The 24916-nt window shown below is 70.0% G+C and carries 23 protein-coding genes and 1 pseudogene; 13 read left to right on the forward strand and 11 right to left on the reverse strand.

All coding sequences use genetic code 11. The features are described from left to right. Positions 1-90 precede the first annotated feature (90 nt). From QNO07_RS00190 to QNO07_RS00210, 5 genes are all read left to right on the forward strand, one after another. Positions 91-1164 carry a ketoacyl-ACP synthase III family protein gene (locus tag QNO07_RS00190; protein ID WP_283989199.1) on the forward strand — a complete coding sequence of 358 codons (1074 nt, stop codon included), beginning with the start codon at positions 91-93 and terminating at the stop codon, positions 1162-1164. Continuing rightward, positions 1161-2720: an alpha/beta fold hydrolase gene (locus tag QNO07_RS00195; RefSeq protein ID WP_283989200.1), complete on the forward strand. Its 1560-nt coding sequence runs from the start codon at positions 1161-1163 to the stop codon at positions 2718-2720. Before QNO07_RS00190 ends, QNO07_RS00195 begins: the two co-directional genes overlap by 4 nt. Beyond that, positions 2717-3964 (forward strand): FAD-dependent oxidoreductase, encoded by a 1248-nt coding sequence (locus tag QNO07_RS00200; protein WP_283989201.1) that lies wholly within the window; start codon positions 2717-2719, stop codon positions 3962-3964. Before QNO07_RS00195 ends, QNO07_RS00200 begins: the two co-directional genes overlap by 4 nt. A gap of 85 nt (positions 3965-4049) precedes the next feature. Further along, positions 4050-5273, forward strand: a complete 1224-nt coding sequence (locus tag QNO07_RS00205; protein WP_283989202.1) for a cytochrome P450 — start codon at positions 4050-4052, stop codon at positions 5271-5273. A gap of 5 nt (positions 5274-5278) precedes the next feature. Continuing rightward, positions 5279-6004, forward strand: a complete 726-nt coding sequence (locus QNO07_RS00210; protein ID WP_283989203.1) for a class I SAM-dependent methyltransferase — start codon at positions 5279-5281, stop codon at positions 6002-6004. A 79-nt stretch (positions 6005-6083) separates the two neighbouring features. Here QNO07_RS00210 and QNO07_RS00215 read toward each other — a convergent pair whose 3' ends face one another. The 3 genes from QNO07_RS00215 to QNO07_RS00225 all read right to left on the reverse strand — a co-directional run bounded on the left by QNO07_RS00215 (position 6084) and on the right by QNO07_RS00225 (position 8910). Continuing rightward, positions 6084-7070, reverse strand: a complete 987-nt coding sequence (locus QNO07_RS00215) for an NAD-dependent epimerase/dehydratase family protein (RefSeq protein ID WP_283989204.1) — start codon at positions 7068-7070, stop codon at positions 6084-6086. Between the two features lie 4 nt (positions 7071-7074). Further along, the gene (locus QNO07_RS00220; RefSeq protein ID WP_283989205.1) at positions 7075-8223 is read right to left on the reverse strand and encodes a nucleotide disphospho-sugar-binding domain-containing protein; all 1149 of its coding nucleotides are present in this window, start codon (positions 8221-8223) and stop codon (positions 7075-7077) included. 84 nt (positions 8224-8307) lie between these two features. After that, positions 8308-8910: a dTDP-4-dehydrorhamnose 3,5-epimerase family protein gene (locus tag QNO07_RS00225; protein ID WP_283989206.1), complete on the reverse strand. Its 603-nt coding sequence runs from the start codon at positions 8908-8910 to the stop codon at positions 8308-8310. Positions 8911-9119: 209 nt separating this feature from the next. Here QNO07_RS00225 and QNO07_RS00230 point away from each other — a divergent pair, with 209 nt between their 5' ends. Together QNO07_RS00230 and QNO07_RS00235 are read left to right on the forward strand one after the other, a co-directional pair. Beyond that, positions 9120-10217 carry a winged helix DNA-binding domain-containing protein gene (locus tag QNO07_RS00230; RefSeq protein ID WP_283989207.1) on the forward strand — a complete coding sequence of 366 codons (1098 nt, stop codon included), beginning with the start codon at positions 9120-9122 and terminating at the stop codon, positions 10215-10217. Between the two features lie 295 nt (positions 10218-10512). After that, positions 10513-10949, forward strand: a pseudogene (locus QNO07_RS00235) (transposase domain-containing protein). A 37-nt stretch (positions 10950-10986) separates the two neighbouring features. Here QNO07_RS00235 and rfbA read toward each other — a convergent pair. Beyond that, entirely contained in the window at positions 10987-11865 is an 879-nt protein-coding gene (gene rfbA, locus QNO07_RS00240) for a glucose-1-phosphate thymidylyltransferase RfbA (RefSeq protein ID WP_283989208.1), read from the reverse strand. 179 nt (positions 11866-12044) lie between these two features. On the opposite strand from rfbA, the gene QNO07_RS00245 reads away from it, so the two are divergent. Continuing rightward, positions 12045-13262, forward strand: a complete 1218-nt coding sequence (locus QNO07_RS00245; RefSeq protein WP_283989209.1) for a methyltransferase domain-containing protein — start codon at positions 12045-12047, stop codon at positions 13260-13262. A gap of 228 nt (positions 13263-13490) precedes the next feature. Here the strand turns inward: QNO07_RS00245 and QNO07_RS00250 are convergent, their stop codons facing one another. Then, entirely contained in the window at positions 13491-14315 is an 825-nt protein-coding gene (locus tag QNO07_RS00250) for an SAM-dependent methyltransferase (RefSeq protein WP_283989210.1), read from the reverse strand. 616 nt (positions 14316-14931) lie between these two features. On the opposite strand from QNO07_RS00250, the gene QNO07_RS00255 reads away from it, so the two are divergent. Next, positions 14932-15327 (forward strand): hypothetical protein, encoded by a 396-nt coding sequence (locus tag QNO07_RS00255; RefSeq protein WP_283989211.1) that lies wholly within the window; start codon positions 14932-14934, stop codon positions 15325-15327. Between the two features lie 496 nt (positions 15328-15823). Here QNO07_RS00255 and QNO07_RS00260 read toward each other — a convergent pair whose 3' ends face one another. Beyond that, positions 15824-16708 carry a PaaX family transcriptional regulator gene (locus QNO07_RS00260; protein WP_283989212.1) on the reverse strand — a complete coding sequence of 295 codons (885 nt, stop codon included), beginning with the start codon at positions 16706-16708 and terminating at the stop codon, positions 15824-15826. 52 nt (positions 16709-16760) lie between these two features. Then, positions 16761-18161 (reverse strand): alpha/beta hydrolase family protein, encoded by a 1401-nt coding sequence (locus tag QNO07_RS00265; protein ID WP_283989214.1) that lies wholly within the window; start codon positions 18159-18161, stop codon positions 16761-16763. Positions 18162-18499: 338 nt separating this feature from the next. On the opposite strand from QNO07_RS00265, the gene QNO07_RS00270 reads away from it, so the two are divergent. The 4 genes from QNO07_RS00270 to QNO07_RS00285 are packed head-to-tail and all read left to right on the forward strand — an operon-like array spanning position 18500 to position 22004. Further along, positions 18500-19477, forward strand: coding sequence for an ABC transporter substrate-binding protein (locus QNO07_RS00270; protein ID WP_283989215.1), 978 nt, complete (start codon positions 18500-18502; stop codon positions 19475-19477). Further along, positions 19474-20370 (forward strand): ABC transporter permease, encoded by an 897-nt coding sequence (locus QNO07_RS00275; protein ID WP_283989217.1) that lies wholly within the window; start codon positions 19474-19476, stop codon positions 20368-20370. Before QNO07_RS00270 ends, QNO07_RS00275 begins: the two co-directional genes overlap by 4 nt. Before the next feature lie 4 nt (positions 20371-20374). Beyond that, positions 20375-21157, forward strand: a complete 783-nt coding sequence (locus QNO07_RS00280; RefSeq protein WP_502961741.1) for an ABC transporter permease — start codon at positions 20375-20377, stop codon at positions 21155-21157. Between the two features lie 13 nt (positions 21158-21170). Further along, positions 21171-22004 carry an ABC transporter ATP-binding protein gene (locus QNO07_RS00285; protein WP_283989219.1) on the forward strand — a complete coding sequence of 278 codons (834 nt, stop codon included), beginning with the start codon at positions 21171-21173 and terminating at the stop codon, positions 22002-22004. A gap of 48 nt (positions 22005-22052) precedes the next feature. Here the strand turns inward: QNO07_RS00285 and QNO07_RS00290 are convergent, their stop codons facing one another. From QNO07_RS00290 to QNO07_RS00305, 4 genes are all read right to left on the reverse strand, one after another. Then, on the reverse strand, positions 22053-23012 hold the full coding sequence (locus tag QNO07_RS00290) for a PDR/VanB family oxidoreductase (protein WP_283989220.1): 960 nt from the start codon (positions 23010-23012) through the stop codon (positions 22053-22055). Beyond that, entirely contained in the window at positions 23009-23188 is a 180-nt protein-coding gene (locus QNO07_RS00295) for a hypothetical protein (protein WP_283989221.1), read from the reverse strand. The genes QNO07_RS00290 and QNO07_RS00295 overlap by 4 nt, the downstream gene beginning before the upstream one ends. Beyond that, on the reverse strand, positions 23185-24279 hold the full coding sequence (locus QNO07_RS00300) for an aromatic ring-hydroxylating dioxygenase subunit alpha (protein WP_283989223.1): 1095 nt from the start codon (positions 24277-24279) through the stop codon (positions 23185-23187). Before QNO07_RS00300 ends, QNO07_RS00295 begins: the two co-directional genes overlap by 4 nt. Before the next feature lie 110 nt (positions 24280-24389). Then, the gene (locus QNO07_RS00305) at positions 24390-24875 is read right to left on the reverse strand and encodes a MarR family winged helix-turn-helix transcriptional regulator (protein ID WP_283989224.1); all 486 of its coding nucleotides are present in this window, start codon (positions 24873-24875) and stop codon (positions 24390-24392) included. Between the last annotated feature and the right edge of the window lie 41 nt (positions 24876-24916).

Below are 24916 nucleotides of genomic sequence, written 5' to 3' on the forward strand. Positions count from 1 at the left end.
ACGTCGCCGCCACAGACTCCGGGCCCGGGGGCCGTATCCGGCTTCACCCGCCAGCGACGATCCGGCCGAGGGTGCACGAGGGAGGATCCGGTGAACGTCACGGACGTGTTCATTTCCGGGGTCGGGCTTCATCTGCCGCGTGCCCTGCCCGTCGCCGAGGTGGCGCGGCAGGGTCTCGCGGACGAGCGGACGATCCGGCGCAGCCGGATGCGTTCGGTGTGCGTCGGCGAGGAGTCGGGGCCCGAGATGGCGGTTCGAGCGGCCCGGGAGGCGTTGCGCTCGGCGGGAGCCGACCGGGAGGACATCGGCCTGGTCCTGCACGCCAGTACGTACTACCAGGGGCACGACCTCTGGGCGCCCGCCTCCTATGTCCAGCGGGAGGCGGTGGGCGGCTCCTGCCCGGCGATGGACGTCGGGCAGCTATCCAACGGCGGTATGGCGGCGATGGAGTTGGCGGTCGCCGCGCTGCTGTCCGGCCGGGCTCCGCACAGTGTTCTGATCACCACGGGCGACCGGTTCGCCCTGCCCGGGTTCGACCGCTGGGAGACCGACCCGGGGACGGTGTGCGGGGACGGCGGAACGGCGGCCGTCCTGTCCACCGCCGACGGCTTCGCCCGCCTGCGCAGCCTGGTGACGGTCTCCGATCCGACGCTGGAGTCGATGGGCCGGGGCGACGACCCGTTCGGTACGACGCCGCTGGGCGTCCGCTCCCCGGTCAGTGTGGCCGGGCACCGGGCGCGACTGGTCGAGCAACTCGGCATGGGCGAGCTCATCGACCGCCTTCAGGTCGGGCAACGTGAGGCGTTCGAGCGGGCGTTGGCGGACGCGGACGTGAAGGCCGACGGCATCGCCTGGTTCGTGTTGCCCCATCTGGGCCGCCCGAAGATGGACTTCCAGTTCTTCGACGCACTGGACATCGACCCCGACCGGAGCACCTGGTCGTGGGGGTCCGGGGTGGGGCACCTAGGTGCGGGCGATCCCTTCGGGGGGCTGGCCCATCTGGTGCGGACCGGCGCCCTGGCCCCCGGACAGTTCTGCGCCCTCGTCAGCGCCGGCGGAGGTTTCGCCTGGTCGGTGGCGGTCCTGGAGATCGTCGGCCTCCCGACAGCCGGGACGCCCTCCCCTTCTGCCCCTGAGACAAGGAAGTCGAGCGCATCGTCATGACAACCCGTGAAACCCCGCCCGACACCGGGCCCGACCCGAGCTCGAACGCCCCGGGCGAGAACGCGCTGACGGCGTTCCACGAGCAACGGCCTCAGTGGGCCCCGGCGCCTGCCGGTGGCGGTGCCGCCTCGGCCTGGCTTCCGGCGGCCGCACCGACCCACGCACCCGTCGAGCACGCGGTGGTGGAGGTGCCGATGGACTACACGGACCCCGCGGGCCGCAGGCTCTCGATCGCCGTCAGCCGGCTCCGGGCCAAGGACCCGGAGCGGCGTCGCGGCATCCTGCTGCTGGTCAACGGAGGCCCCGGGGGCTACTTCGGGCTCGGTCGGGGCTTTCCCGCCGCGCTGGCGCACACCCGGCTCACCGAGGTCTACGACCTGATCGGCTTCGACCCGCGCGGTACCGGGGACTCCACGCCACTGCGCGGCGAGATCACCCCGACGGCCGCGCCGTTCGACTCACGCCCCCCGGACTCCGCCTTCGCGGTGATCTCCGAGGACTTCCGCATCCGCGAGGAAGGCAACCTGCGGGCGGGCGGCGAGCTGCGTCCGCACGTCAACACGCCCAACACCGCCCGGGATATGGACGTGATCCGCGCGGTGCTCGGCGAGGACAGCCTCAACTACCTTGGCTACACCTACGGCACCTACCTCGGCGCGGTCTACGGAGCGCTGTTCCCCGACCGGCTGGACCGCAGCGTCCTGGACTCCTGTGTGCATCCCGACTGGTCCTGGCGCGAGCAGGCCATGGCCCAGGGGCGCGCCAACCGGGACAACGTGGAGGCCTGGGCCGCCTGGACCGCGCGGCGCGAGGGCCACTTCGGGCTCGGGACCTCCGGCGAGCAGGTGCTCGCCGCGGTCGAGGCGGCCGCCGCCGCGATCACCACCACCCCGGGCGCCGTCCCGCTGCGCTCGCTGTTCGACGGGGCGATGGGGTCCCGCTCGGCCGACCGCTCGAAGTGGCGGGAGCTGGCGGACCTGGTGGCCGACGTCCGGACGGGCGGCGCCGAGGCGGCCGGGAAGTGGCTCGCGAACGAGAAGGTGTGGCCGCCGAGCGAGACCGAGGGCGAGACCCGGTGCGGGGTGCTCGACGCGGTGACGGTCGAGAAGGACTGGCCGACGGACCTGGAGGTCTACTACGAGGACATGCGCCGCTACCGGGAACACTTCCCGTACGGCTACGGCGTGATGCGCGCCCAGACCTGGGTGGGGGCGTTCCGTACGTTCACCCCGCCGGAGCGGCCCGTGGAACTGTCCGCCCGCGGCTACCCGGCCGGGCTGGTCGTGCACGCCGAGGGCGACCCGACCGACCACTACGAGGGCGGGGTCGCGATGGCCGCCCGGCTCGGGCACCGGCTGATCACGGTCGCCGACTCGGGCCAGCACGAGATCTATGGCTTCGTCCGCAACCCGGACGTGGACAGGCTCGTCGAGGGCTACTTCGTCGACGGCTTCCTGCCCGACGACACGTCCTGCCCGAGCACGGTGAGCCGCCCGGACGTTCCGGCGGACGGCGACGCCGGCTCAACCCCCCGTGAACAGAGGAAGGAATCATGACTCGCGTGCTCGTCATCGGCGGCGGGATCGCCGGGGCCGTCTGCGCCATCGCCCTCCAGAAGGCGGGCTTCGAGCCCACCCTCTACGAGGCCTTCGACCACACCGCCGACGGCATCGGCAACTTCGTCAACATCGGCCCGAACGGCATCGACGCCCTGGACAGCATCGGCCTGGGCCACCTGGTCCGGGACAAGGGCTTCGACACGCCCGCCATCGCGTTCTACAGCGACACCGGCCGGGCGCTGACCGGCGACGTCGCCACCGACCGACTGGCGGACCGGGGCCAGATCATCCAGACGATCCGCCGCTCCGACCTCTACGTCGGGCTGCGGGACGAGGCGGCGCGGCGCGGGATCCCCATCGAGTTCGGCAAGCGGATCGTGGACGCGAGCGCCGACGGCGACCGGGTGCGGGCGGTCTTCGAGGACGGGACGCACGCCGAGGGCGATCTTCTGGTGGGGGCGGACGGTCTGCGCTCGCAGGTCCGCCGGATCATCGACCCCTCGGCTCCCTCGCCGCGCTATCTGGGGGTGCTCAACGCCTTCGGCCGCGCCGAGGGGCTCCAGTTGGAGGGCCCTCCGGGCGTCATCCGGATGTTCTTCGGCAAGCGGAGCTTCTTCAGCTATACCAAGCACCCCGACGGCAGCCTCTGGTGGTTCGCCAACCCGCCGCGCGCCGAGGAGCCGGACCAGGAGCTGTTGCGGCTCAGGACGGCGACCTGGCGCGGGGACCTGCTGCGCCTGTTCGAGGGCGACCGCACTCCGGCGGCCGCCATCATCGGGGCGACCCGGGACCTCGCACCGCCGTCCCCGACGTACGACCTGCCGCCGGTGCCCCGCTGGCACCGCGACCGGATGATCGTGATCGGTGACGCGGCGCACGCGGTGTCCCCCACGGCGGGCCAGGGCTGCGCGGTGGCCATGGAGGACGGGGTCGTGCTGGCCAAGTGCCTGCGCGACGCGCCCTCGCACGAGCAGGGATTCGTCAGCTACGAGGCGGCGAGGCGCAAGCGCGTCGAGGACATCGTCGCGCAGGGGAAGTACAACAACGAGGGCAATATCCGGCGCGGCCCGGCGGGCCGTCTGCTGCGCAACTACTTCATCTCCAGAGCCTTCCGCGGGACCGCGGGCAAGGGCGACCCCACCTGGATGATGAGCCATCACATCGACTGGGACGCCAAGGAGCCGGCCGTGGACGGGGTCGCCGCCACCGGGCCCGGATCGGGGCTACGCACCCAGGGATGACCGGACACCCCGGACACCCCGGGGCCTCTGGCCGTGACCGCCCCCGCGCCCCCGAGAAGGGCCGGACAGCCAAGGAGATCGCACGATGACGACCGAATCCCGTTGCCCCGTCGCCCACACCCCCTTCCCCTACGCGCGCCAGGGGCCGTTCACCGCGCCCGCGCAGTACCCGGAAATGATCGAGAAGGGTGTCACGCAGGTGACACTCGCCCAGTCGGGCCTGCGGGTCTGGACGGTGACCGGCTACGCCAACATCCGCAGTCTGCTGACGGACCCCCGGGTGAGCGCCTCGCGCAGACTGCCCGGCTTCCCCTTCTACTTCATCGCGCCGCCGGAGTTCCGCACGGAGACCTCCTTCATCGGGTACGACGCGCCGGAGCACACCCGGGCGCGGGGCAAGGTCGCCGCCGCGTTCACGTACCAGCGGGTGCAGAAGATGCGCGGGCGCATCCAGGAGGTCGTCGACGAACACATCGACCGGATGCTCGGCCTGGCCCCGCCGGTCGACTTCCACCGGCTGTTCTCGCTGTCGCTGCCGACGACGGTGATCTGCGAGATGCTGGGCGTCCCGCAGGACGACCACGACTTCATCATCGAGCACAGCAACAACATGTTCGGCGGCCGCAGTACGCCCGAGCAGCGGCGGGCCGCGATCATCGAGGTCAACGCCTACGTCGAGAAGCTGGTGCGGCTCAAGACGGAGACGCCCGGCGAGGACGTCATCAGCATGGCCATCGCGGCGTACGAGGAGTCGGGCGAGGAGTACACGGAACGCGATCTGGTCAACATGGTCCGGATGCTGATGAACGGCGGTCACGAGACCACCGCGAGCATGATCTCCTTCGGCACTGCCGCCCTGCTGGAGCACCCGGAACAGCTGGCGGAGCTGCTGGCCGACCCGGAGAAGATGATCGGTCCGGCCACCGAGGAACTGCTGCGCGTGGTGACGATCGGCGACGTGGGGGTGCCCCGGGTCGCGTTGGAGGACATCGAGATCGACGGCACGGTCATCCCGGCCGGCGACGGGATCCTGTGCCTGCTGCTCACCGCCAACCGGGACCCCGAGGTCTTCCCCGACCCCGACGAGCTGATCCTGAGCCGGGGCAGCCGCAAGCAGGTCGGGTTCGGGTACGGGGCGCACCTGTGCATCGGCGCGGAGCTGGCCCGGTTGGAGATGCAGGTCGTCTGGACGACGCTGTTCCGCCGGATCCCTTCGCTGCGGCTGGTCAAGCCGTTGGATGAGGTGCCCCGCAAGGAGGGCGCGATCGTGTACGGCGTTCACGAGCTGCCCGTCACCTGGGACGTGTAAGGGCCATGGTCGAAGAGGTGTACGGCTCCGGACTCGCGGAGATCTACGAGCTCATCTACGCCGGCCGCGGCAAGGACTACCCGGCGGAGTCCGCCGAGGTGGCCGCCCATGTGCGGGCCCGGAGGCCGGACGCGAGCACGCTGCTCGACGTGGCCTGCGGGACGGGCGGCCACATGGCCTTCCTGCGGGAGACCTTCGACGTGGTGGAGGGGCTCGAACTCTCCGAGCACATGATCGTCAAGGCCGGGGAGAGCATGCCCGGCATTCCGGTGCACGCGGGCGACATGCGGGACTTCTCGCTGGAGCGGTCCTACGACGCGGTCATCTGCATGTTCAGCTCCATCGGGTACATGGAAACCCCCGAGCAGTTGGAGGCCTCCCTGAGCAGCATGGCCCGCCACCTGACGCCCGGCGGGGTCATCGTGCTCGAACCCTGGTACTTTCCGGACGCGTTCCTCCCCGGGTACATCGCGGAGGACCTCGTGCGGTCCGACGGTCGGGTCACGGTGCGGATCTCGCACTCCACCCGCGAGGGCGACCGGGTCCCGATCGTCGTCCACTACCTGGACGCGCTGAAGGACGGCGGGATCCGGCACTTCACGGACGTGCACCGGATGCGGTTGTTCACTCGTGAGACCTACGAACGGGCCTTCGAGGGGGCGGGCTGCTCGGTCGAGTACGTCCGGACCGACCGGTTCGGCTGCGGGCTGTTCGTCGGCGTGCTGAAGTGAGAGCGCCGCTCTGAAGCGGACGAAGGGGGTCCGGGCCACCTGGCCCGGACCCCCTTCCTCGTTCCTCCCGCTGATCCGCCTACCGGCCGACCACCGGCCGGTGCTCCGCCCGGTCCATCCGCCACATGTCCCGCAGGGAGACGGCGAGGGTGGTCCGGGGCCGCCATTCGAGCAGTTGCGCGGCGCGTTGGATGTCGGCCCGGGTCCAGGCGCCGCCGAGGCTGCGGACCTCCTGGGCCCGTTCGTCGAGGATCTCGGCCGGGAAGCCGGCGGCGGTGACGAACAGCCGCACCAGGGTGGGCATGTCCACGGCCGTCCCGCTGCCGATGTTCACGGCCTGGCCGGTCGCCGTCGACTCGGCGGCCTTGAGGACCGCTTCGGCGACATCGCGTACGTCCACGAAGTCGCGCCGCGCGTCGCCCAGGGTGACCGGCATCCGGTCACCGGTGGCCACCGCCTCACGCAACAGGGCGACGAGCTTGCCGGGAAAGCTCTCGGGCGACGGGTGGGGGCCGCTGACGTTGGCGACCCGCAGGACCAGCCCGTCCGCCGCACCGGTCCGGGCGGCTGCCAGCACCGCCTGCGAACCGGCCAGTTTGCTCCGGGTGTACGGGGTCACCGGGCGCGGATGGAGCGCCTCGTCCATGACGGTGCCCGCGGAGACCTCGCCGTACTCGTGCATCGTGCCGATGTGGACGAGGCGGACGCGTCCCTCCACGGTGCCCAGGGCCGCGAGGAGGCGGCAGACCAGACCGAGGTTCAGGTCCGCCAGGTCCTCGTCGGTCCTGGCCCAGCCGTCGGTGGCGTTCGCCGCGTCGGTGGCGTTGACCACGACGTCCACCCGGTGCTCGCGCAGCAGCCGGCCGATGCTCTCGGGCGAGGCGCGGGCGAGGTCGAGCCCGACGAACCGGTGGGTGGCGACGTGAGGTCGGGGCCGACGGGCTACGGCGAGGACGTAGTGGCCGCGCCGGGCGGCCAGCTCGCAGACGTGTCTGCCGAGCCAGCCGGTGCCGCCGAGGACGGCCGTCCGGAGTGCGCCGGGCGCGCCCGGTCGGGGCGTGGGCACGGCCCTAGGCCGTCCTGTACCGCAGGACGAGGTCCTCGAGGACCGGCACGACCGCGCCGGGCGAGGGCTGCCGGGCGATCTCCTCGCGCACCTCCTTGGCCCGCTTGGCGTAGCCGGTGTCCTCCAGCAGGGTGCGGCAGGAGTCCAGCAGGCTCTGCGGGGTCAGGTCGGCGGGCGGCAGGTGGCGCACCGCACCGAGGTCGGCCAGCCGGGCGATGGCCTCCAGGGGCTTACCGCGGCCGGGGACGACGACCTGGGGGATGCCCTGGGCGAGGCAGGCCATCATGGTGCCGGGGCCGCCGTGGTGGACGGCCGCGTCGCAGCCGGGCAGCACGGAGGTCAGCGAGATCCAACCCGCGGCGACGACCTTGTCCGGGAGCGTGCCGAGCTTGTCGACCAGGTGGTCGGCGACCGCGACGACCAGCTCCGCGTCCAGGGACGCGAGGGCCTGGATCATCTGGCCGAGCATCGGGATGCCACCGATCTGCGGCTGGACGGACCCCAGGGTTACCAGCAGCCGGGGCCGGTTGCGGGGCTCGTGGACCCAGCCGGGCACGGCACCCGGCTCACCGAAGGGGACATACCGTACGGGCTGCGCCCCGGGCGCCGGATCGCCGAGCGCCGGGGGGCAGTTGTCGAGGACCAGGGCGGGCGGGGGCAGCCTGTCCAGCCCCAGGCGCTCCAGTTCCGGGGCCATTTCCCGCTCCACCGCGTCGGCGACAGGCAGATCGCCGGGGCCGACGATGTGCTTGACCCATGGGACGCCGTGAATCCCGGCGGCGATGGCCGGGGCCGCGAAGGAGTACGAGTCGGTGATCACGAGGTCGGGCCGCCAGCGCCCGACGAGCTCGACGGTGGCGTCGACGGTCCGCGCGGCCAGCCGGCCGAAGCCGGCACCGACGCCCGCGGCCATGTCGGCGTCGTTGTCGGGGACGCGGACCGGCCGGCCCTCCCGGTCCAGGGCCATCACCTCGCCCATGTCCAGGGGGCCGTGCACCGGCGTCATGGCGAGACCGGAGCCGCGCACGGCGGATTCGAAGCTTTCGGGGACCGTCACGAGCACCTCGTGACCGGCGGCGCGCAGCGCCCAGGCGATGGGCACGACCGGGAAGTACAGCGGGTGGGCAGGCCCTGTGGCCACGAGAATCTTCATGTTCCGGAACCTAGGAGCCGGTGCCTGATTCCCGCTCGAATCCGGCTGGTCGCGGCCGGGGCCGCGCGCCGCCGGCGTACCGTCTCAGCGGGCGAGTCGGGCATCCAGCTCCAGGCACTGTTCGTAGTCGGGCAGCACCCCCGACTCCAGGGCCTGTGCGAGGCTCTGGGCCACCCGGTCGCGTTCCGAGACGACCGGTTCGATGTCCTCGGGCAAGGACAGCGCCAGGTCGGGGTCGTCCACCGACAACGCCAGTTCGTTCTCCGGGGAGTAGGCCAGGGACAGGGTGTAGGCCATCACCGTGTCGTCCTCCAGCGCGACGAAGGCGTGGCCCAGACCGACGGGGAAGTACACCGCCCGGAAGTCCACCGGGTCGAGGACGACGGTGGCGTGGCGGCCGAAGGTCGGCGAGCCACGCCGCAGGTCCACGATGATGTCGAGCGCCCGGCCCCGGGGGCAGTAGACGTACTTCGCCATACCCGGCGGGGTGCGGGTGAAGTGCACCCCGCGGACGACGCCCCGGCGGGAGCGGCTGTGGCTGATCTGCTCCACCGGGAACAGCCGATGCCCGGTCTGCCGGACGAACGCCTCCTCCTGGAAAGGCGACACGAACGCGCCGCGTGGGTCCGCGAACACCTGCGGGGTGAAGACGTGCGCGCCGACTACACCCAGTTCCTTGGCTTCCATGAGCCGTTCCTCCGCGTTCCCCCGTGAGCCGGTCGGGCGACGGTCGTGCCCGCGCAGATGCTGGGTCCGCTGTCTGGAGCGCGGGTGGGGAATCACTGGAGGCGTTCACCGGGGGCTCGCCGAGGTGATCGCGGACAGTGGATGACCGCGATCCCGGCTATCGTCCGGCACAGTTCCCAGCCTCGCGTGCGCTCCGTAGGAAGGACACCATGGCACTGCTCACCCGCCGGAGCCTGAACAGGGCCACCTCGCAACGGCAGATGCTGCTGGAGCGGACCGGCCTCTCGGCGTTGGAGGTGACGGAACGCCTCGTCGGACTACAGGCGCAGGACCCCGATCCGCCCTACATCGGCCTGTGGAGCCGGGTGGAGGACTTCCGCCTCGACGATCTGACCCGGCTGCTGTACGAGCGCCGGGTGGTGCGCGCGACGCTGTTCCGGGGGACCCAGCACCTGCTGAGCACCGAGGACTACCTGTGGGTCCGGCCGCTCCTGCAGTCGATGCTGGACCGGTGGCAGAAGGGGGCCTTCGGCAAGTTCACCGCCGGGCTCGACCTGGCCGAGATCGCGGCGTTCTCCCGGGAGTTCATCGGTGAGGGCACGGTGACCCGGGTGGAGTTGGGCCGGGCCCTGGTGGAGCGGTGGCCCGGCACCGACAAGGTCGGCATGGCCCGGTCGGTGCAGGGACTGCTGCCGGTGGTGCACCCGCCGCCGGACGGCACCTGGGGCAAGCGGGGGGCCACGCCCATCGCGCTCGCCGACCACTGGCTCGGCCGGAGTCCGGCCGTCGAGGAGCAGGCGGCCCGCAAGCTGGTCCTGCGCTACTTGGCCGCGTTCGGCCCGGCCACGGTGAAGGACGTCCAGGCCTGGAGCGGAATGACACGGCTGCGCGAGGTGGTGGACGGCCTGGGATCGCAACTGCGGCTCCACCGCAACGAGGCCGGCCAGGATCTGTACGACCTCCCCGACGCCCCACTGCCCGACCCGGACACCCCGGCGCCGGTCCGGTTCCTCGCCGCGCTCGACAACGTGGTCCTCAGTCACTTCGACCGGTCCCGGATGATGGACGAGGTGGTGCGCAAGCACATCGTCGTCGAGGCGGCGGTGACCGTGGACGGCTTCGTGCAGGGACTCTGGCACATCCGGCAGGAGAAGGCCGGGGCGACGCTGGTCGTCAAACTGTTCCGGCCGTTGACGGGAACCGAGGAGGAGTCCGTCATGGAGGAGGGCGGGCGTCTGCTGCGCTTCGCCGCGGACAAGGCCGAGCGCCACGACATCGAGTTCCGGCCGGTGGACAGAAGCGCCTGACCGGCCCCCTGCGGGCGACCGCCGGGGGGCGGTCGCGCGGATCATCCGGTGGGGGGAGTCCCCCCACCGGATGAGCACGCCGAGGGGCCGACCCCGTCGTGCGCCCACCGGGGATGACGGGGTCGGCCCCTGGAGGCAACGCCGTTCAGTCAGGCGTGCGGGCTGTTCGCCAAGACCGGTGAACAAGGCAGCGGAGCTGCGGTAGAAGAGGTCTGTCCTCCAAGACATCCTCACTACAGGAGCTCCGCTGTTGGAACGGGCTGCCATAGCAGGGACGGCCGGGGTAGCGGCCGGGGTGTTCGCGCCTGGTCATATCGGTGAACTGACTCGGAACGTCCCGTTCGAGATGGTCGATGAGGTGCTGGCGGAGACCGGTGCGGTGCAGCGCAGGGTCCGGCTCGTGCCGACGCGGGTCACGGTGTACTTGCTGCTGACCGGCGCTCTTCGCCGGGCTATCGGCAGGTCTTCGACCGGTTGTGCGCCGGACTCGCGGGCCTGGGACCTGTCCGGCCCAGCGCCAGTGCCCTGCGCCAAGCCCGTCAGCGGCTGGGGCCGGCACCGATGAAAGCACTGTTCAACCTGGTGAGCGGCCCTGCGGCCACGACCGCTGCCGCCGGGCGGTGGCGGGGACTGAGCGTGGTCGCTCTGGTGGCCTGCGGGACCCGCTCGGTGATCGGGGCCGTGTTCGGTCCGGCCACCACCGGTGGGCCGGAGTCATCGGCCGCCACGTGACAGCACCCAGCCCCGCCCTGACTGAACGGCGTAGCCCCTAGATGTCGGCGAGCTCCTTGGCGATGGCCATGACGTACTGCCCGTAACGGGACTTGGAGAGCCGGACGCCGAGGCTGTGGCACTCGTCGCTGGTGATGTAGCCCATGCGCAGGGCGACCTCCTCCACGCAGGCGATGCGAACGCCTTGCCGCTCCTCCAGCGTCCCGACGTACTGTCCGGCCATCAACAGCGACTCGGGGGTACCGGTGTCCAGCCAGGCGAAGCCCCGGCCGAGGTCGACCAGCCTGGCGCGCCCGCGCTCCAGGTACCAGCGGTTCACATCAGTGATCTCCAGTTCGCCGCGCGCCGACGGCCGGACGTTCTTGGCGACGTCCACAACGGAGTTGTCGTAGAAGTACAGCCCGGTGATGGCCCGGTTGGACCGCGGGTGCGTGGGCTTCTCCTCGATGGACACGAGCCGGCCGTCGGCGTCGACCTCGCCCACACCGTAGCGCTCGGGATCGTTCACCGGATAGCCGAACAGGACGCATCCGGACACGTCCCGGCTGTTCTCCGTGAGCACGGAATAGAACCTGTGCCCGTGAAAGATGTTGTCACCCAGAATCAGGGCGACCGAGCTGTCACCGATATGGTCGGCGCCGATCACGAATGCTTCCGCGAGTCCGTTGGCCTCGATCTGTTCGGCGTATTCGATCTGAAGCCCGAGATGTGATCCGTCGCCCAGCAGCCGCCGGAACTGCGGGAGATCATCGGGGGTCGAGATGACCAGGATCTCCCGGATGCCGGCCAGCATCAGAATGCTCAGTGGGTAGTAGATCATCGGTTTGTCGCCGACCGGCAGTAGCTGCTTGGAAACGGCGATGGTCACGGGCTGGAGTCTGGTTCCGGATCCGCCCGCAAGAATAATCCCCTTCACCGGGTGACACCTCTCGATCACTGGTTGCACAACGCCGCAGGGCGATCAGTGCACCATGGGACATTCGAGCCGGTCTCGATGTGCGCTCGAATCCGGGGTCCTTCTCGAGTGAGCGGGCGTGGCACCCCGTCAAGTTCCTGTCGAGCAATTTTCGAGAACCCGCACCTACGGTCACCGCCATGACTTCATGCCGTATCTGCCAAGGCGTGGTGCAGGAGTTCTTCGACTTCGGCCGACAGCCTCTCTCCGACGCCTTCCGCAGGCCCGAGGACAGCTCGGAGGAGTTCTTCTACCGGCTCGCCGTGGGCGTCTGCGAACAGTGCACCATGGTTCAGCTGATGGAAGAGGTGCCCCGCGAACGGATGTTCCGCGCGGACTACCCGTACCACTCCTCGATGTCCTCGGTGATGCGGGACCACTTCACCCGCACCGCCCACCAACTGCTCGCGGCGGGCGGGCAGGGTGAGGACCCCTTCGTGGTGGAGATCGGCTGCAACGACGGGGTCATGCTCAGGACCGTCGCCGAACAGGGAGTCCGGCACCTGGGCGTGGACCCGTCCCGGGATGTGGCCGAGCTGGCCGCCGGCAAGGGCGTCCGAGTGAAGATCGACTTCTTCCAGGAGTCGACGGCCACCGCCATCCGCGCGACCGACGGACCCGCCGACGTGATCTACGCGGCGAACACCATCTGCCACATCCCCTACCTGGACTCGGTGTTCCGCGGGGTCGACGCCCTGCTGGCCCCCGACGGCATCTTCGTGTTCGAGGACCCCTACCTCGGGGACATCGTCGAGCGCACCAGCTTCGACCAGATCTACGACGAGCACTTCTACCTGTTCTCGGCCTCGTCCGTACGGGCCACCGCGCGCAGGTTCGGATTCGAGCTCGTCGACGTCGAGCGCCTCCCGGTGCACGGCGGCGAGGTGCGCTACACCATCGGCCGCGAGGGGCGTCGGGAGCCCGCAGCGGCCGTCGACGCACTGATCGCCGAGGAGCGCAAGCGCCAGATCGTCGACATCACGATCCTGGAGAACTTCGCGGTCGAGGTGAAGCGGAACTGCGAGGCGCTCACCACGCTGCTGGCCCAGTTGCGCGAGCAGGGCCAAACGGTCGCCGCGTACGGCGCGACGGCGAAGAGCGCGACCGTCGCCAACTACTGCGACATCGGCCCGGACCTCGTTCCGGCGGTCTTCGACTCGACGGCGGCCAAGCAGGGCCGGCTCACACCCGGGACGCATATCCCGGTCCGGCCGATGGAGGAGTTCTCCGCTCCGTACCCCGACTACGCGCTGCTCTTCGCGTGGAACCACGCGGACGAGATCATCGCCAAGGAGCAGGAGTTCCGCGCCCGGGGCGGGAAGTGGATCGTGTACGTCCCCGAGGTGAAGATCATCTGACCGGACGGCTGACGGTCACCGATGCCCGTCCGTGCGCGCCCTCCCCCACCATAGGGGGACGGCGTGCACGGACCCGCGAGCCGACTGCGCCGTGCGGCACGCGGACGGCCGTCGGCATGGGGTGCTTCCCGAAGCTGGAGGAGATCCTGGACACGGTGGTCGACTTCGTGCGCCGCGCGCTGTGGCGTTCCTGAGCTGACGCCATACGCGGCCAGGCCGCACAGCGCGCTACGGCTTGCGCCCGACCGCGCCGAATTCGTCCACCTGCCGGATGGTGCCGACGTCCGGGGCGTCCGGCCGCCACAGCGGACACGACACGACTCCGGGCTCCAGCAGCTCCAGCCCGTCAAGGAAACGAGAGATCTGCTCAGGGCTGCGGAGGTGGTACGGGGTGTCGCTGGCGTCGTTCCAGGTAGCGATGGCGGCCTCGAACGCACTCCCGTCGAGCACGTTGGTGCCGTCGGCCGTGACCAGGTAGCTGCCGGACGGCAGGGCCTCCACCAAGCGGCTCACGATCGAGCGGGCCTCCTCGTAGTCGGGGATGTGACCGAGGATATTCAGCAGCATCAGCGCGATGGGCCGCTCGAAGTCCAGGAACTCCCGCGCCGCGGCCAGGATCGTCTCCGGCTCGCGCAGGTCGGAGTCGATGTAGCGAGTCAGCCCCTCGGGAGTGCTGGTCAGCAGGGCACGAGCATGGGCGAGCACCATGGGGTCGTTGTCCGCGTAGACGATCCGCGCCTGGGGCGCCACACGCTGAGCGATCTCATGGGTGTTCTCCACGGTGGGCAGCCCCGTGCCGATGTCCAGGAACTGCCGGACACCGACCTCTCCGGCCAGGTGGCGGACGGCCCGCCCGAGGAAGTCACGGGAGACCCGGGCGACGTACTCGATGTCCGGGTAGAGAGCGGAGAACTGATCACCGGCCGCGCGGTCGACCTCGTAGTTGTCCTTACCGCCCAGCCAGTAGTTCCAGATCCGCGCCGACTGCGGCACCGTAGTGTCGACCTTGGACAACGCCGTGTCCAGGTCAGGGTTGCGCCGGTCCTCTGCCATGGAATACTCCCGCCGTCACGCCTGGTGATATCACACAACGTAGCCCTAATGACGGTGCCCCGTAAGCAGTTTGGTGATCTCTCCGACCGTCAGGCGCTACTGTCGCCACAGTAGCCGCTCCGATGCGGCTTGACATCGTTCTGACCTGCGCGCATGACCATGCCAACATCGCCACAGACCTCCGCCGAACCAGCCGGGACCATCAGCGACCCCACACTGCCCTCGGATCGACCTGGCGATCCCGCCTACAAGATCACTCTTGAGGACCTGGCACCGGCCCTGCCTGTCTCCGCCCGCGAGGGCTGCGCGAACCTCCCAGCATGGACAGTCTCCGCTACGTGGTGGAGCAGACTCCCACCCGAGCTGACCCGGGAAAGCTGGTCGCCGTCAGCTTGCAACGCAGCCTTCCCCACCCCAACGGGGCCAGGAACCAGACCGAGCTCGGCCAACCCCGGGGCATCCCATCAAGCCTGCCGTAGCTGCGAGCCGCAACCAGGAAAGTCAGCAGGACGGCGCCCGAGCAGCAGACGGACTTCAGAGACAAGGCCGGACGGTAGCGCAACCGTCCAGGGCCCTCAGCAGTCATCCGCACACGCACCACAACGAAGGGGACACCATGCGTAGCCGCACCGCCCTCGTGGTGGCAACCGCCGTTGCCACACTCGCCCTCACTGCATGCAGCACCGAAACCAGCACCGACGCCAAGGGCGACACTTCCGCCCCTGAGTACACCACCGTCCAGCACGACGACAGCGGCAACCAACGCACCGTCATCGTCGAGGTCGACAGCACCAATCGGCTCCGCCCCGTCTTCGACCACGTCGCCGAAGGCCTCACCGAAGAGGCTGGTTACTACATCATGATCAACTGCTCCACCGGCGGCACCGACACCGTCGACAACCGCCTTGCCAACGGCCTGAAAGCCATCGGCCCCATCGGGGCAGCGACTACCGGACTCGACGAGGGCGCAACGGAGTACACAGCCGACCCCGCCAACAACTGCCCCGAATAGCGAGCCTGTGACTTCCGAAGCGGCAATGCCGAAGCAGGTGTCGGACTTCGGAGTTACTACAGTGGAGGGTATGCAAGCGTGAGTGACGACCTGACGTCAGCATCTGAAGACGGTACTGGAACCGAATAGGAGTGGGACGAGTGGGTCAGGGAATCACCGCTACTGTCGAACAAAGCGTAGGCTACGATGGATCTCTCTATCTATTCATTCTCCCGCTGATCACAGCGATAACCGGAGGTGCCGTGACGTTCAATTTCAAAGGGCTGGCGGACTCGCTACACTTTCGCATCGAGAGCTACATGGAAGCGAATGGAGGTACTGGGCCACGAACGGTACGCGCATTCGGTGCCATTGCCTTCGCTTTGGGATCGATTGGGTCCACAGTTGGAGGCATCAATTTCTTGAGCAATTACTGAGGTGAAATCCGGGTGTCGGCGGGGTTGTCTTCTCCACACCGAGGTATCGCCGACCTCCCCTAGGACTCAGGGGCTGGGACTCACGGGCTGGACTCAGGGGGCTGCACGGACACGGTCTGGAGGAGTTCGGCGGCCATCCGGCGGGCCGGGGCCTCGGTGCGGTCCGCGATGTCGCGGAAGGTTCGCTGCGCTGCGCGCGCGGGCCAGTCGGGGGGCAGGTGCAGGGCGGGGAGGCGAGGGTCCGTGCGGATGATGCCGAGCCATTCGCTGACCAGGCGCAGGCGGGTTCCGATGGGGTCACCGGAGCACGTGCCGAGGTGCGGGGTCCAGCGCTTGTCGAAGCAGGCGTAGCGGGCCGCGATGCTCTCCAGGTCCCAGGCCTCGCGGATCATCACGTCGATGTCGGTGGCAACGTCAGCGCGGGCATGGAAGATCTTGACGTGGGCGGCCAGACCGAGTTCGGAGACGATGCCGGAGACATCGACGTCTCCTGGAGCGATCCACAGTCCGCTGTACAGGGGGCCGAAACCGGACCAGGTGAGCCGTGAGCGCAGGTCGTGCCGCTGGCGTTGCCAGGACTCGGGAAGGGAGAAGCCGAACAGAGTCCAGATGCCGTCCCAGTCCTCGTTGACGGCGCTGTCCTCCCAGAGCCGATTCCCTCCGTCCTGAAGGACGTGTGTCGCTTCCGCGGTCAGGCCGAAGTACATGCGGCGCCCCTGCCGTTGGCGTTGCAGTAGGCCCCGGTTCACCATGCGGGTGAGGGTGGAGCGCACAGCCTGCTCCCCCACTCCGGCACGGGCGAGGACGTCGATGATGCTGCCCGAGTACACGTACAGGGGGCCTTCGTCCAGGACGTAGCCGCCGAAGAAGGCAAGCAGCAGCGACTGGGGGCGAGGTTGCGGTCCGCCCGGGGTGTCCGTGAGGGCCCGCGGGTCCTCGTCCTTCAGCTCGTTCACGTCGTTCACGTCGGCAAGGGTAAGGCCGCCCACCGGGGGGCGGCGGGCGGCGGCGGGGTGGTCAGCGGCGGTGTCGGTCAGCGGGATGGGCCAGGTCGTAGGGGCGCGGGTAGGGCGTCGGGCGGTAGGAGACGTAGCGTGCAGGTGCGGAGGAGTCGGCCTTGTTGGCGCGGGCGTTGAGGGCGCCTGGGTCGGTGCCCCGCCAGCGCCCGGTGGCGACGCGGTCCTCCAGGGTGTGCAGGGCGGCGGCGATCTCGGCGCGGGTGAAGGTACAGTGCCCGGCGTTCTCGACGTACGCCTGACGCAGCAGGGACGCGGAGCCCGCGGCGGTGACCGCCCGGCGGTGGGCGCTCGCAGCCTGTACGGGGATCAGGGCGTCGCCCGTGGTGTGGATGTCCAGTTGCGGCTTGGCCAGTCGGCCGGTGAAGGAGCTGGTACCGGCCATGCGTGCGACGGCGTCAGCGTCAGCGCTGATCCGCGGGGCCCGCTTCAGGGTGTTGAGGTCGGATCTCAGAGACAGGCCGGCCTTGGCGTAGAGCTCGCTGACCTCCTTGTGGAGGGGCGAGCGGCCGAGCATCGCGGTGTAGTCGACCCTGGTGTTCCAGGACATGTTGCCGCCGACCCGGCTCTCGGCCTCATGCCGCCAGGTGAAGGCCGGCAAGGAGACGAGGCCCATCACGGCCTGGTACTGGTTGGCCTGCTGGGCGTCCCAGTCGTCCGGCCCGGGTCGGGGCTGGGCGGGGTCGTTCCAGCCGGGGATGTTGTGCAGGGCGGCAGCCAGGGCTGTGCGGGCCCGGCCCTCGGCCGTCCCCTGCGCCTCGGTGACGACTCCCCTCATGGCGTTCGCCGCGTCGGCGGCGGCGGCCTCGCTTTCCAGGCCGGCCAGGGGGATGCCGGAGCCGGGGGCGAGCAGGGCCTTCAGGGCGAAGACCGGGTCCAGGGTGCTGTTCCAGTTGGCGACGCCGCCCTGGAGCAGACCGCAGGTGGACAGTGAGCCGTCGATGCGGTCCGCGTGGCGTTCGGCGATGGCGGTCGTGACGAGGCCGCCGTAGGACGTCCCCCAGGCGATGGTGCGGCGGGCGGGACCGAATCGGCCGGTGAACTCGTCGAGGGTGGCGAGCTGATCGGGCACGGCATCGGTCACCGCCCATCCCTTGGTCGCGTACGAGGAGCCGATGAGGGCGTAGCCGCGGTCCAGGAGCAGTTCCTTCGTCGCGTCGTCCGGGGCGTTCATCGCGGGGTTGGTGGGGGCGCTGGTCGGACGGTAGCCGTGGCTGTAGAGCAGCACGGTGCCGTTGAACCGGGCCGGAACGTCCATCAGATACGTCGCACCGGAAGGCAGGGTGCCTTCGAGACGGGTGTCGGTGCCGGCGGCCTGGGCGGTCGGGGCGAGGGGGGCGGCGAGCAGCAGGGCCGCCACGCAGACGAGCGTGCGGCTTCTGGTGCGGGTTCGGGACTTCACGCGGCGAACTCCTGACGTGGTGGACGACGGTGGCTCCGGCGGTGCGCGCCTCCGCGGGTGGCGGTGCCTTGGGCGAGGTGACCGAGCGGCCGGGCAGCCCCGGGGCGGGTGTTCCGCTGACGGTCGCCGACGTGCGGTGGGTCGGACGGTCAGGTGGTGCGGTCCGGGTGCGACATCGCGAAGGTAGGCGTGACTATGACTGCCGTCAATATTCTGCACAAAGTTCGGTGCAGCCCGTTGACGCCCCCTGGGCAGCGCCCTAGCGTCACGGCCAACTCGTGCGAACGACGCACCTCTTTGCGCCACGCGCACACCTTCGTCCCCGTCAGGAGGGGCCCATGCAAAGGCGCATTCTCGGGCTTGGCACAGCACTGTTGACGGTCGCCGTCGTGGCCGGATGCGGATCCTCGCCCGCCGCGAACGGTGGCTCGCCCTCCCCGGGGGAGGGTGAATCCACGCAGGTCAGCGTCGGAATCATCCCCATCGTGGATGTGGCGCCGCTCTACCTGGGGCAGAAGAAGGGATTCTTCAGCAGCCGCGGCATCGACCTGAAGATGGAGAGCGCCCAGGGGGGCGCGGCGATCATTCCGGGCGTGCTGAGCGGGCAGTTCGAGATCGGGTTCAGCAACGTCACCTCGTTGATGCTCGCGCAGACCAAGGGGGTGCCGATCAAGTCCGTGGTCAACGGGTCGGCCACCACCGGAAACACCGAAACCGACATCAGCGGGGTGGCCGTCAGGAAGGACAGCACGATCAAGACGGCCAAGGACCTCGCCGGGCAGACGGTGGCGGTGAACACCCTGCAGAACATCGGGGACACCACGGTGCGCGAATCTGTGCGCAAGGCCGGGGGCGACCCCAAGAAGGTCAAGTTCGTGGAGATGGCCTTCGACCAGATGCCGGCCGCCCTGGACGGCGGCCAGGTGGACGCCGCGTGGGTGGGCGAGCCGGCACTGACCATCGCCAAGTCCCAGGGCGCACGCGTCGTGACCTCGCCGTTCGCCGAGACCCACCCCAAGCTCACCCTGGCCACCTACTTCACCTCGGCCAAGCTGATCCAGGAGAAGCCTGACCTGGTGGAGAAGTTCACCGAGGCGATGACCGAGTCGCTTGAGTACGCCTCCGCACACCCGGAGGAGGCGCGCGAGATCCTCACCACGTACACCAAGATCAGCGGTGATGTGCTGAAGGACCTGACGCTGCCCACGTGGCCGACGGATGTCGACATGGACTCCGTGGAGAAGCTGGCCTCGCTCGGCGAGCAGGACGGCATCTTCGGCGGCGACAAGCCGGACCTGGACGCTCTGTTCTCATGACACCCCCCGAGGTCACCGCCGTCTCGACGCAGGCCGCCGGGACCAACGCCGGGCCCGCCGGTGCCAGTACCGGCACCGGCACCGGCGGACCTGGTCACGGCGGTTCCCGGACCCGGCGCGGCCTCGGCGGCGCCTCGACCCCGCTGCGCGGGCTGGCCGGACTGGCCGGGCTGGTGGCACTGCTGGAAGTGCTGCCGCACACCGGCCTGGTGTCCGCCGACTACCTCCCCCCGGCCTCGGAGACCTTGCGCGCCCTGGGGCGGATGCTCGCCGAGGACACGTTCTGGACCGCGCTCGCCGACACCCTGACCGGGTGGGGACTGGGGCTGGCCATCGCCGTCGCGGCGGGTGTGGTGGCCGGTGTCGTGATCGGCTCCACTCCGGTGCTGCGGGCGCTGACCGCCTCCACCATCGAGTTCCTTCGGCCGATCCCCTCCGTGGCCCTGATCCCGGTCGCGGTGCTGCTCTACGGAACCGACCTGCGCTCGAAGCTGCTGCTCGTGGTCTACGCCGCCTTCTGGCAGGTGCTCGTCCAGGTACTCGCCGGAATGCACGACGTCGACCCGGTCGCCGACGACACCGCCCGCAGTTACCGGCTGGGCCGTTGGGCCCGGGTGCGGTATGTCATGTGGCCCACCGCGCTGCCGTACGTGATGACCGGCGTACGGCTGGCCGCCACCGTGGCGCTGGTCCTGACGATCACCGCCGAACTTGTCATCGGCTCGCCAGGCCTGGGCCATGAGCTCGCCGTCGCACAGACCTCCGGTGCCGTGCCGCAGGTCTACGCCCTGGTCCTGGTCACCGGGCTCCTCGGAGTGGCGATCAACCTGGTGGCCCGGGCGGTGGAGCGGCGGGCGCTGCACTGGCACACGTCGATGCGCAGGGAGGCGTAGTCGGATGACCGTCCGCACCATGACCCGGAGGGTCCTGCTGGTTCTGGGTCTGCCCTCGGCCCTGTTCGCCGTGTGGTGGTTCGCCACCGCCGGCAGCACCAACTTCTACGTCCCGCCCCTGTCCCGCATCCTGACCGCCTTCGCGGAGACCTGGACGGCCGACCGGCTGCTGTCGGACGTCGGCCCCAGCCTGCTCCGGCTCGCGGTGGGCTTTCTCCTCGCTGCGATCGTCGGCGTCGGGCTGGGTCTGGCGGTCGGTACGAACCGCGTCGTTCGGGATGTGCTGGAGCCCGTCCTGGAACTCTTCCGGGCCATCCCGCCACCGGTGCTGGTACCGGTGATCATGCTGTTCGCGGGCATCGGCGACACGATGAAGGTGCTCGTCATCGTCAGCGGCTGCATGTGGCCGATCCTCCTCAACACGGTGGAGGGCGCCCGCGCCGTCGACGAGGTTCTCAGCGACACCTGCCGCTCCTACGGCATCAGCGGACCCGCGCGACTGTGGCATCTGGTGCTGCGGTCGGCGAGCCCGCAGATCGTCACGGGCATGCGGCAGGCCCTGTCGATCGGGATCATCCTCATGGTCATCAGTGAGATGTTCGCGGCCAGCAACGGGTTGGGCTTCACCATCGTGCAGTTCCAGCGTTCCTTCGCCATCCCCGAGATGTGGAGCGGTGTCCTCCTGCTCGGCCTGCTCGGATTCGCCCTGTCCCTCCTCTTCCGGCTCGCCGAGAACCGGGTGCTGGCCTGGTACCACGGCCTGGGCCGCGCCCAGCGCAACCTCTGACAAGGAGACGTCGATGCTCGACGTACGAGACCTGCAGAAGACCTACACCGGCCGGCACCGGAGCGTCGAAGCCCTGCGCAGCCTCTCCTTCCACATCGGCGCGGGTGAACTCGTCTGCCTGGTCGGGCCCTCGGGCTGCGGCAAGACCACACTGCTCAAGTGCATGGCGGGACTGCTCGCCCCCACTCAGGGAGAGGTCCTCCTGGAGGACCGCCCGGTCACCGGGCCCCCGCCGGGCATGGCGGTGGTGTTCCAGGAGTACGGCCGCTCCTTGTTCGCCTGGATGAACGTGCGCGACAACGTCGCCCTGCCGCTGCGCCGCAAGAAGCTCGGCAAGGCCCGCGAGAAGCAACTGGTGGACCGCGCCCTTGAGGTGGTCGGTCTCGGCGACACCCACCGGGCCTATCCCTGGCAGCTCTCCGGAGGGATGCAGCAACGCGTCGCCATCGCCCGTGCCGTCGCCTTCGAACCGAAGGTCCTGCTCATGGACGAGCCCTTCGCGGCGGTCGACGCGCAGACCCGCGCAGAGCTGGAGGACCTCATCCGACGCCTGTGGCACGAGTTGGGCGTCACCGTCCTGTTCGTCACCCACGACATCGACGAAGCCGTCTACCTCGGCCAGCGCACCCTCATCCTGTCGAAGTCACCGACCGTCGTCCTGGAGGACCTGGCCATCGACCTCCCCGACGAACGGGACCAGTTGCACACCCGCTCCAGCACGCGCTTCGCCGAGCTGCGCGCCCACGTCTACGAGCAGATCCAGCGAGCCAAGCACCGCAGCGCCGACACGGGCACGCCCGCCCCCGCCCGGGAGCAGGGGCCGACCCTGCAGAAGACCGAGCCCTGAGGTGGCGCACCGGTGGCTGGACCTCGACGCCCGGCCACCGCTGAGCCGTCACAGGTCGAGGACCAGTCGCGCCCCCCGGCTGCGTGACACGCAGATCATCATCGTCTCGTGGGCCGCCTGCTCCTCGGCGGTGAGCAGCGAGTCGCGGTGGTCCGCCTCACCCTCGATGATGTCGGTCTCGCAGGTGCCGCAGGTGCCCTGGGTGCAGGAGGAGAGCACCTGGACACCGGCGGCTTCGACGGTCTGCAGGATGCTGCGGTGCGGTGCCACGGTGAGAGTCAGCCCGGACTGCCGCAGCTCCAGCTCGAAGGAGCGGGACGGCGTTCGCGGGTCGGTGTCCCTGGCCTGGAACCGCTCGACGTGCAGGGTGCCGGCAGGCCACGTGCGGCATCGTTCCTCGACCGCGGCCAGCAGCGGTTGCGGGCCGCAGCAGTAGACCAGCGTGCCGGGACCGGCACCCGCGAGGTAGCCGGCGAGGTCGAGCAGTCCGCACTCGTCCTCGGGCACGATGCGGACCTTGGCCCCGTACTCTCCCAGCCGCTGCGCGAAGGCCATGGAGGCGCGGGTGCGCCCGCCGTACAGCAGGGTCCACTCGGCGCCCGCCGTCTCAGCGGCGCGCAGCATCGGCAGGATCGGGGTGATCCCGATGCCGCCGGCGACGAACAGGTGATGGGGGGCGAGGGTGAGCGGGAAGTTGTTGCGCGGGCCCCGGACCCGTACGGGGGTGCCCCGGGTGAGTCCGCTGTGGACGTAGGCCGAACCTCCGCGGCCGGCTGACTCCCGCAGCACCGCGATCTGCCAGGCCGTGCGGTCGTCGGGGCGGCCGCACAGGGAGTACTGACGCACCATGCCGTCGGCAAGGTCGAGGTCGATGTGTGCGCCCGGTTCCCAGGCGGGGAGTTCCTCCCCCGCGGGGTGACGCAAGGTCAGGGAGATGACCCCGTCCGCCTCTTCGGCGCGTGCGGCGACGACCAGCTCGCACTCGTACTCCCCCTGCCGGGCGCTCATGACCGCTCCCTTTCGTGGCCCACGGGATGGGCGAGCATCCACTCCCACAGCACGATCGGGTCCTGGGCTTCGTGTTCCGCTCCGCAGTGGCAGACGCCGTGCAGGAGGTCGGTGCCCGGGACCCAGTCGACGCGGTAGACCTCGGCGCTGGGCGCCCTGCTCGCCGGGACGCTCATCGGGCTGCGGTCGGGACGGGGGCGGGCTCGCCGCCCGCCGAGTCCTCGCCTTCGGCGGCGAGGCGGGCGAGGATTCGGCGGGCGGCGAGCCCGCCGGTGTCGATGTTGATGCTCAGCTCCTGGTACCCGTCGGGCTCGGTGTCCAGAGCCTTCTGGAGCAGGTTGAGCGCGTCGACGTCCTGCATGACGACCTCGCGGTTGAAGTCGTGCAGGAAGGTGGACATCTCCTCGTCCCCCTGGCCGAAGTCGCGGGAGACCGCCCAGAAGTCGTACACGTGGTGGTCGGTGGACGGGGTGATGGCGTAGGTGATCTCGACGTGGAAGGCGTCCGGGTCGGTGCCGTCGGGGCGGGGCAGTACGCCGACCGGCGCGACCCTGCTGTGCAGCAGGTACAGGCAGGGCGCGTGGTACTCGATGTCCTGCCAGCGGGTGATGCGGCCGTCGATGCCGGTGGAGCGGGCGTAGAAGGGCGGGCACTCGGCGTCGTCCATGTGCCGGCTGACCCGCACGATCCCGGCGCCCTCGTCGACCTCGGTGGATATCGGCGTCTCGGCCACCTCCGGCGTGCCGATGTAGCCGCCGTGCAGGTAGGTCTCGTGGGAGAGGTCCAACAGGTTGTCCACGAGCAGCCCGTAGTCGGCGTCGATCGGTTCCATGCCGCCGACGGTCGTCCAGTGGGGATCGGCGAGGTGGCGGGCGCGCGGGATGGCGGCTGGATCGGCGAGCGCGGGGTCCCCGATCCACACCCAGACGAAGGAGTCCTGCTCCACCACGGGGTAGGCGTTGACGCGCGCGGTGCGGGGCACGCGCTTCTGGCCGGGCACGGACACGCAGCTGCCGGTGGTGTCATACGTGAAGCCGTGGTATCCGCAGACCACCTTGTCGCCGTCCAGGCGGCCGGCTGACAGCGGGAAGCGGCGGTGTACGCAGCGGTCGGCGAGCGCGGCGACCTCCCCGCGCATGTCGGTGCTGTCGCCTACGGCGCGGTAGAGGACGATCGGCTCGTTGAGGATCGTCCGTGCCAGCAGTTCACGACCGACCTCCCGGCCGTAGGCAGCGACGTACCACTGGTTCCTGGCCCATGCGGTCATGGTTTACCCCTCCGGTACTGCGGGCGGGACAGTCTTTGGGCACACCATCGGGAGAGGTGACACACCGCGGCAACGCTCCTTCCGCCTGACGGAAGGGAGGAAGGGGCGCTCTAGTGCGGCTCCTGGTCGGACAGCGCGGCACGGCACCGGTTGAGGTAGTCCTCGAGGTTGCGTCGCTGGGCCGCTGTCAGAGCGGAGACCATCCGTTCCTCCAGCGCGTCCACCGCCTCGTCGAACGCGGCCAGCAGCTCACGGCCGGTGTCGGTCAGGCTGATCAGGAGCACCCGCCGGTTGTCCGGGTCGCGGCGGCGGGATATCAGCCCGCGCCGCTCCACGGCGGTGACCATGTCCGCCATGGACTGCGCGGTGACGAAGGAGTTGCGGGCCAGCTGGGCGGAGCTGAGTCCGTCACGGCGGCGCAGCACTGTCAGCGCGGTGTACTGCAGGGCGGTGATACCGGCAGGCTTGACGAGTTCGTCGATGTGGGCGCGTGCCGCCAGCTCGACCTGCTTGACGGCGTAGAGCAGGGACGGGTGCGGACCGTCGCCGGTTCCGGCAGGGCTGCCGTCGTTGTCGTCACCCGTCGGGTGTGCCATGGGGACCCCCTCCACCTCTCGCCGTTCTCTGACGTCCGGTT

It is taken from the genome of Streptomyces sp. 549, assembly GCF_030124175.1.
Taxonomy (GTDB): Bacteria; Actinomycetota; Actinomycetes; order Streptomycetales; family Streptomycetaceae; genus Streptomyces.

Coding starts and splice junctions, on each gene's coding strand:
- QNO07_RS00300 (WP_283989223.1), bottom strand. CDS start 24,279: ATGACCGCATGGGCCAGGAACCAGTGGTACGTCGCTGCCTACGGCCGG.
- QNO07_RS00245 (WP_283989209.1), top strand. CDS start 12,045: ATGACTTCATGCCGTATCTGCCAAGGCGTGGTGCAGGAGTTCTTCGAC.
- QNO07_RS00195 (WP_283989200.1), top strand. CDS start 1,161: ATGACAACCCGTGAAACCCCGCCCGACACCGGGCCCGACCCGAGCTCG.
- QNO07_RS00280 (WP_502961741.1), top strand. CDS start 20,375: ATGACCGTCCGCACCATGACCCGGAGGGTCCTGCTGGTTCTGGGTCTG.
- QNO07_RS00305 (WP_283989224.1), bottom strand. CDS start 24,875: ATGGCACACCCGACGGGTGACGACAACGACGGCAGCCCTGCCGGAACC.
- QNO07_RS00210 (WP_283989203.1), top strand. CDS start 5,279: ATGGTCGAAGAGGTGTACGGCTCCGGACTCGCGGAGATCTACGAGCTC.
- QNO07_RS00250 (WP_283989210.1), bottom strand. CDS start 14,315: ATGGCAGAGGACCGGCGCAACCCTGACCTGGACACGGCGTTGTCCAAG.
- QNO07_RS00225 (WP_283989206.1), bottom strand. CDS start 8,910: ATGGAAGCCAAGGAACTGGGTGTAGTCGGCGCGCACGTCTTCACCCCG.
- QNO07_RS00255 (WP_283989211.1), top strand. CDS start 14,932: ATGCGTAGCCGCACCGCCCTCGTGGTGGCAACCGCCGTTGCCACACTC.
- QNO07_RS00270 (WP_283989215.1), top strand. CDS start 18,500: ATGCAAAGGCGCATTCTCGGGCTTGGCACAGCACTGTTGACGGTCGCC.
- QNO07_RS00285 (WP_283989219.1), top strand. CDS start 21,171: ATGCTCGACGTACGAGACCTGCAGAAGACCTACACCGGCCGGCACCGG.
- QNO07_RS00200 (WP_283989201.1), top strand. CDS start 2,717: ATGACTCGCGTGCTCGTCATCGGCGGCGGGATCGCCGGGGCCGTCTGC.
- QNO07_RS00205 (WP_283989202.1), top strand. CDS start 4,050: ATGACGACCGAATCCCGTTGCCCCGTCGCCCACACCCCCTTCCCCTAC.
- QNO07_RS00290 (WP_283989220.1), bottom strand. CDS start 23,012: ATGAGCGCCCGGCAGGGGGAGTACGAGTGCGAGCTGGTCGTCGCCGCA.
- QNO07_RS00295 (WP_283989221.1), bottom strand. CDS start 23,188: ATGAGCGTCCCGGCGAGCAGGGCGCCCAGCGCCGAGGTCTACCGCGTC.
- QNO07_RS00230 (WP_283989207.1), top strand. CDS start 9,120: ATGGCACTGCTCACCCGCCGGAGCCTGAACAGGGCCACCTCGCAACGG.
- QNO07_RS00220 (WP_283989205.1), bottom strand. CDS start 8,223: ATGAAGATTCTCGTGGCCACAGGGCCTGCCCACCCGCTGTACTTCCCG.
- QNO07_RS00275 (WP_283989217.1), top strand. CDS start 19,474: ATGACACCCCCCGAGGTCACCGCCGTCTCGACGCAGGCCGCCGGGACC.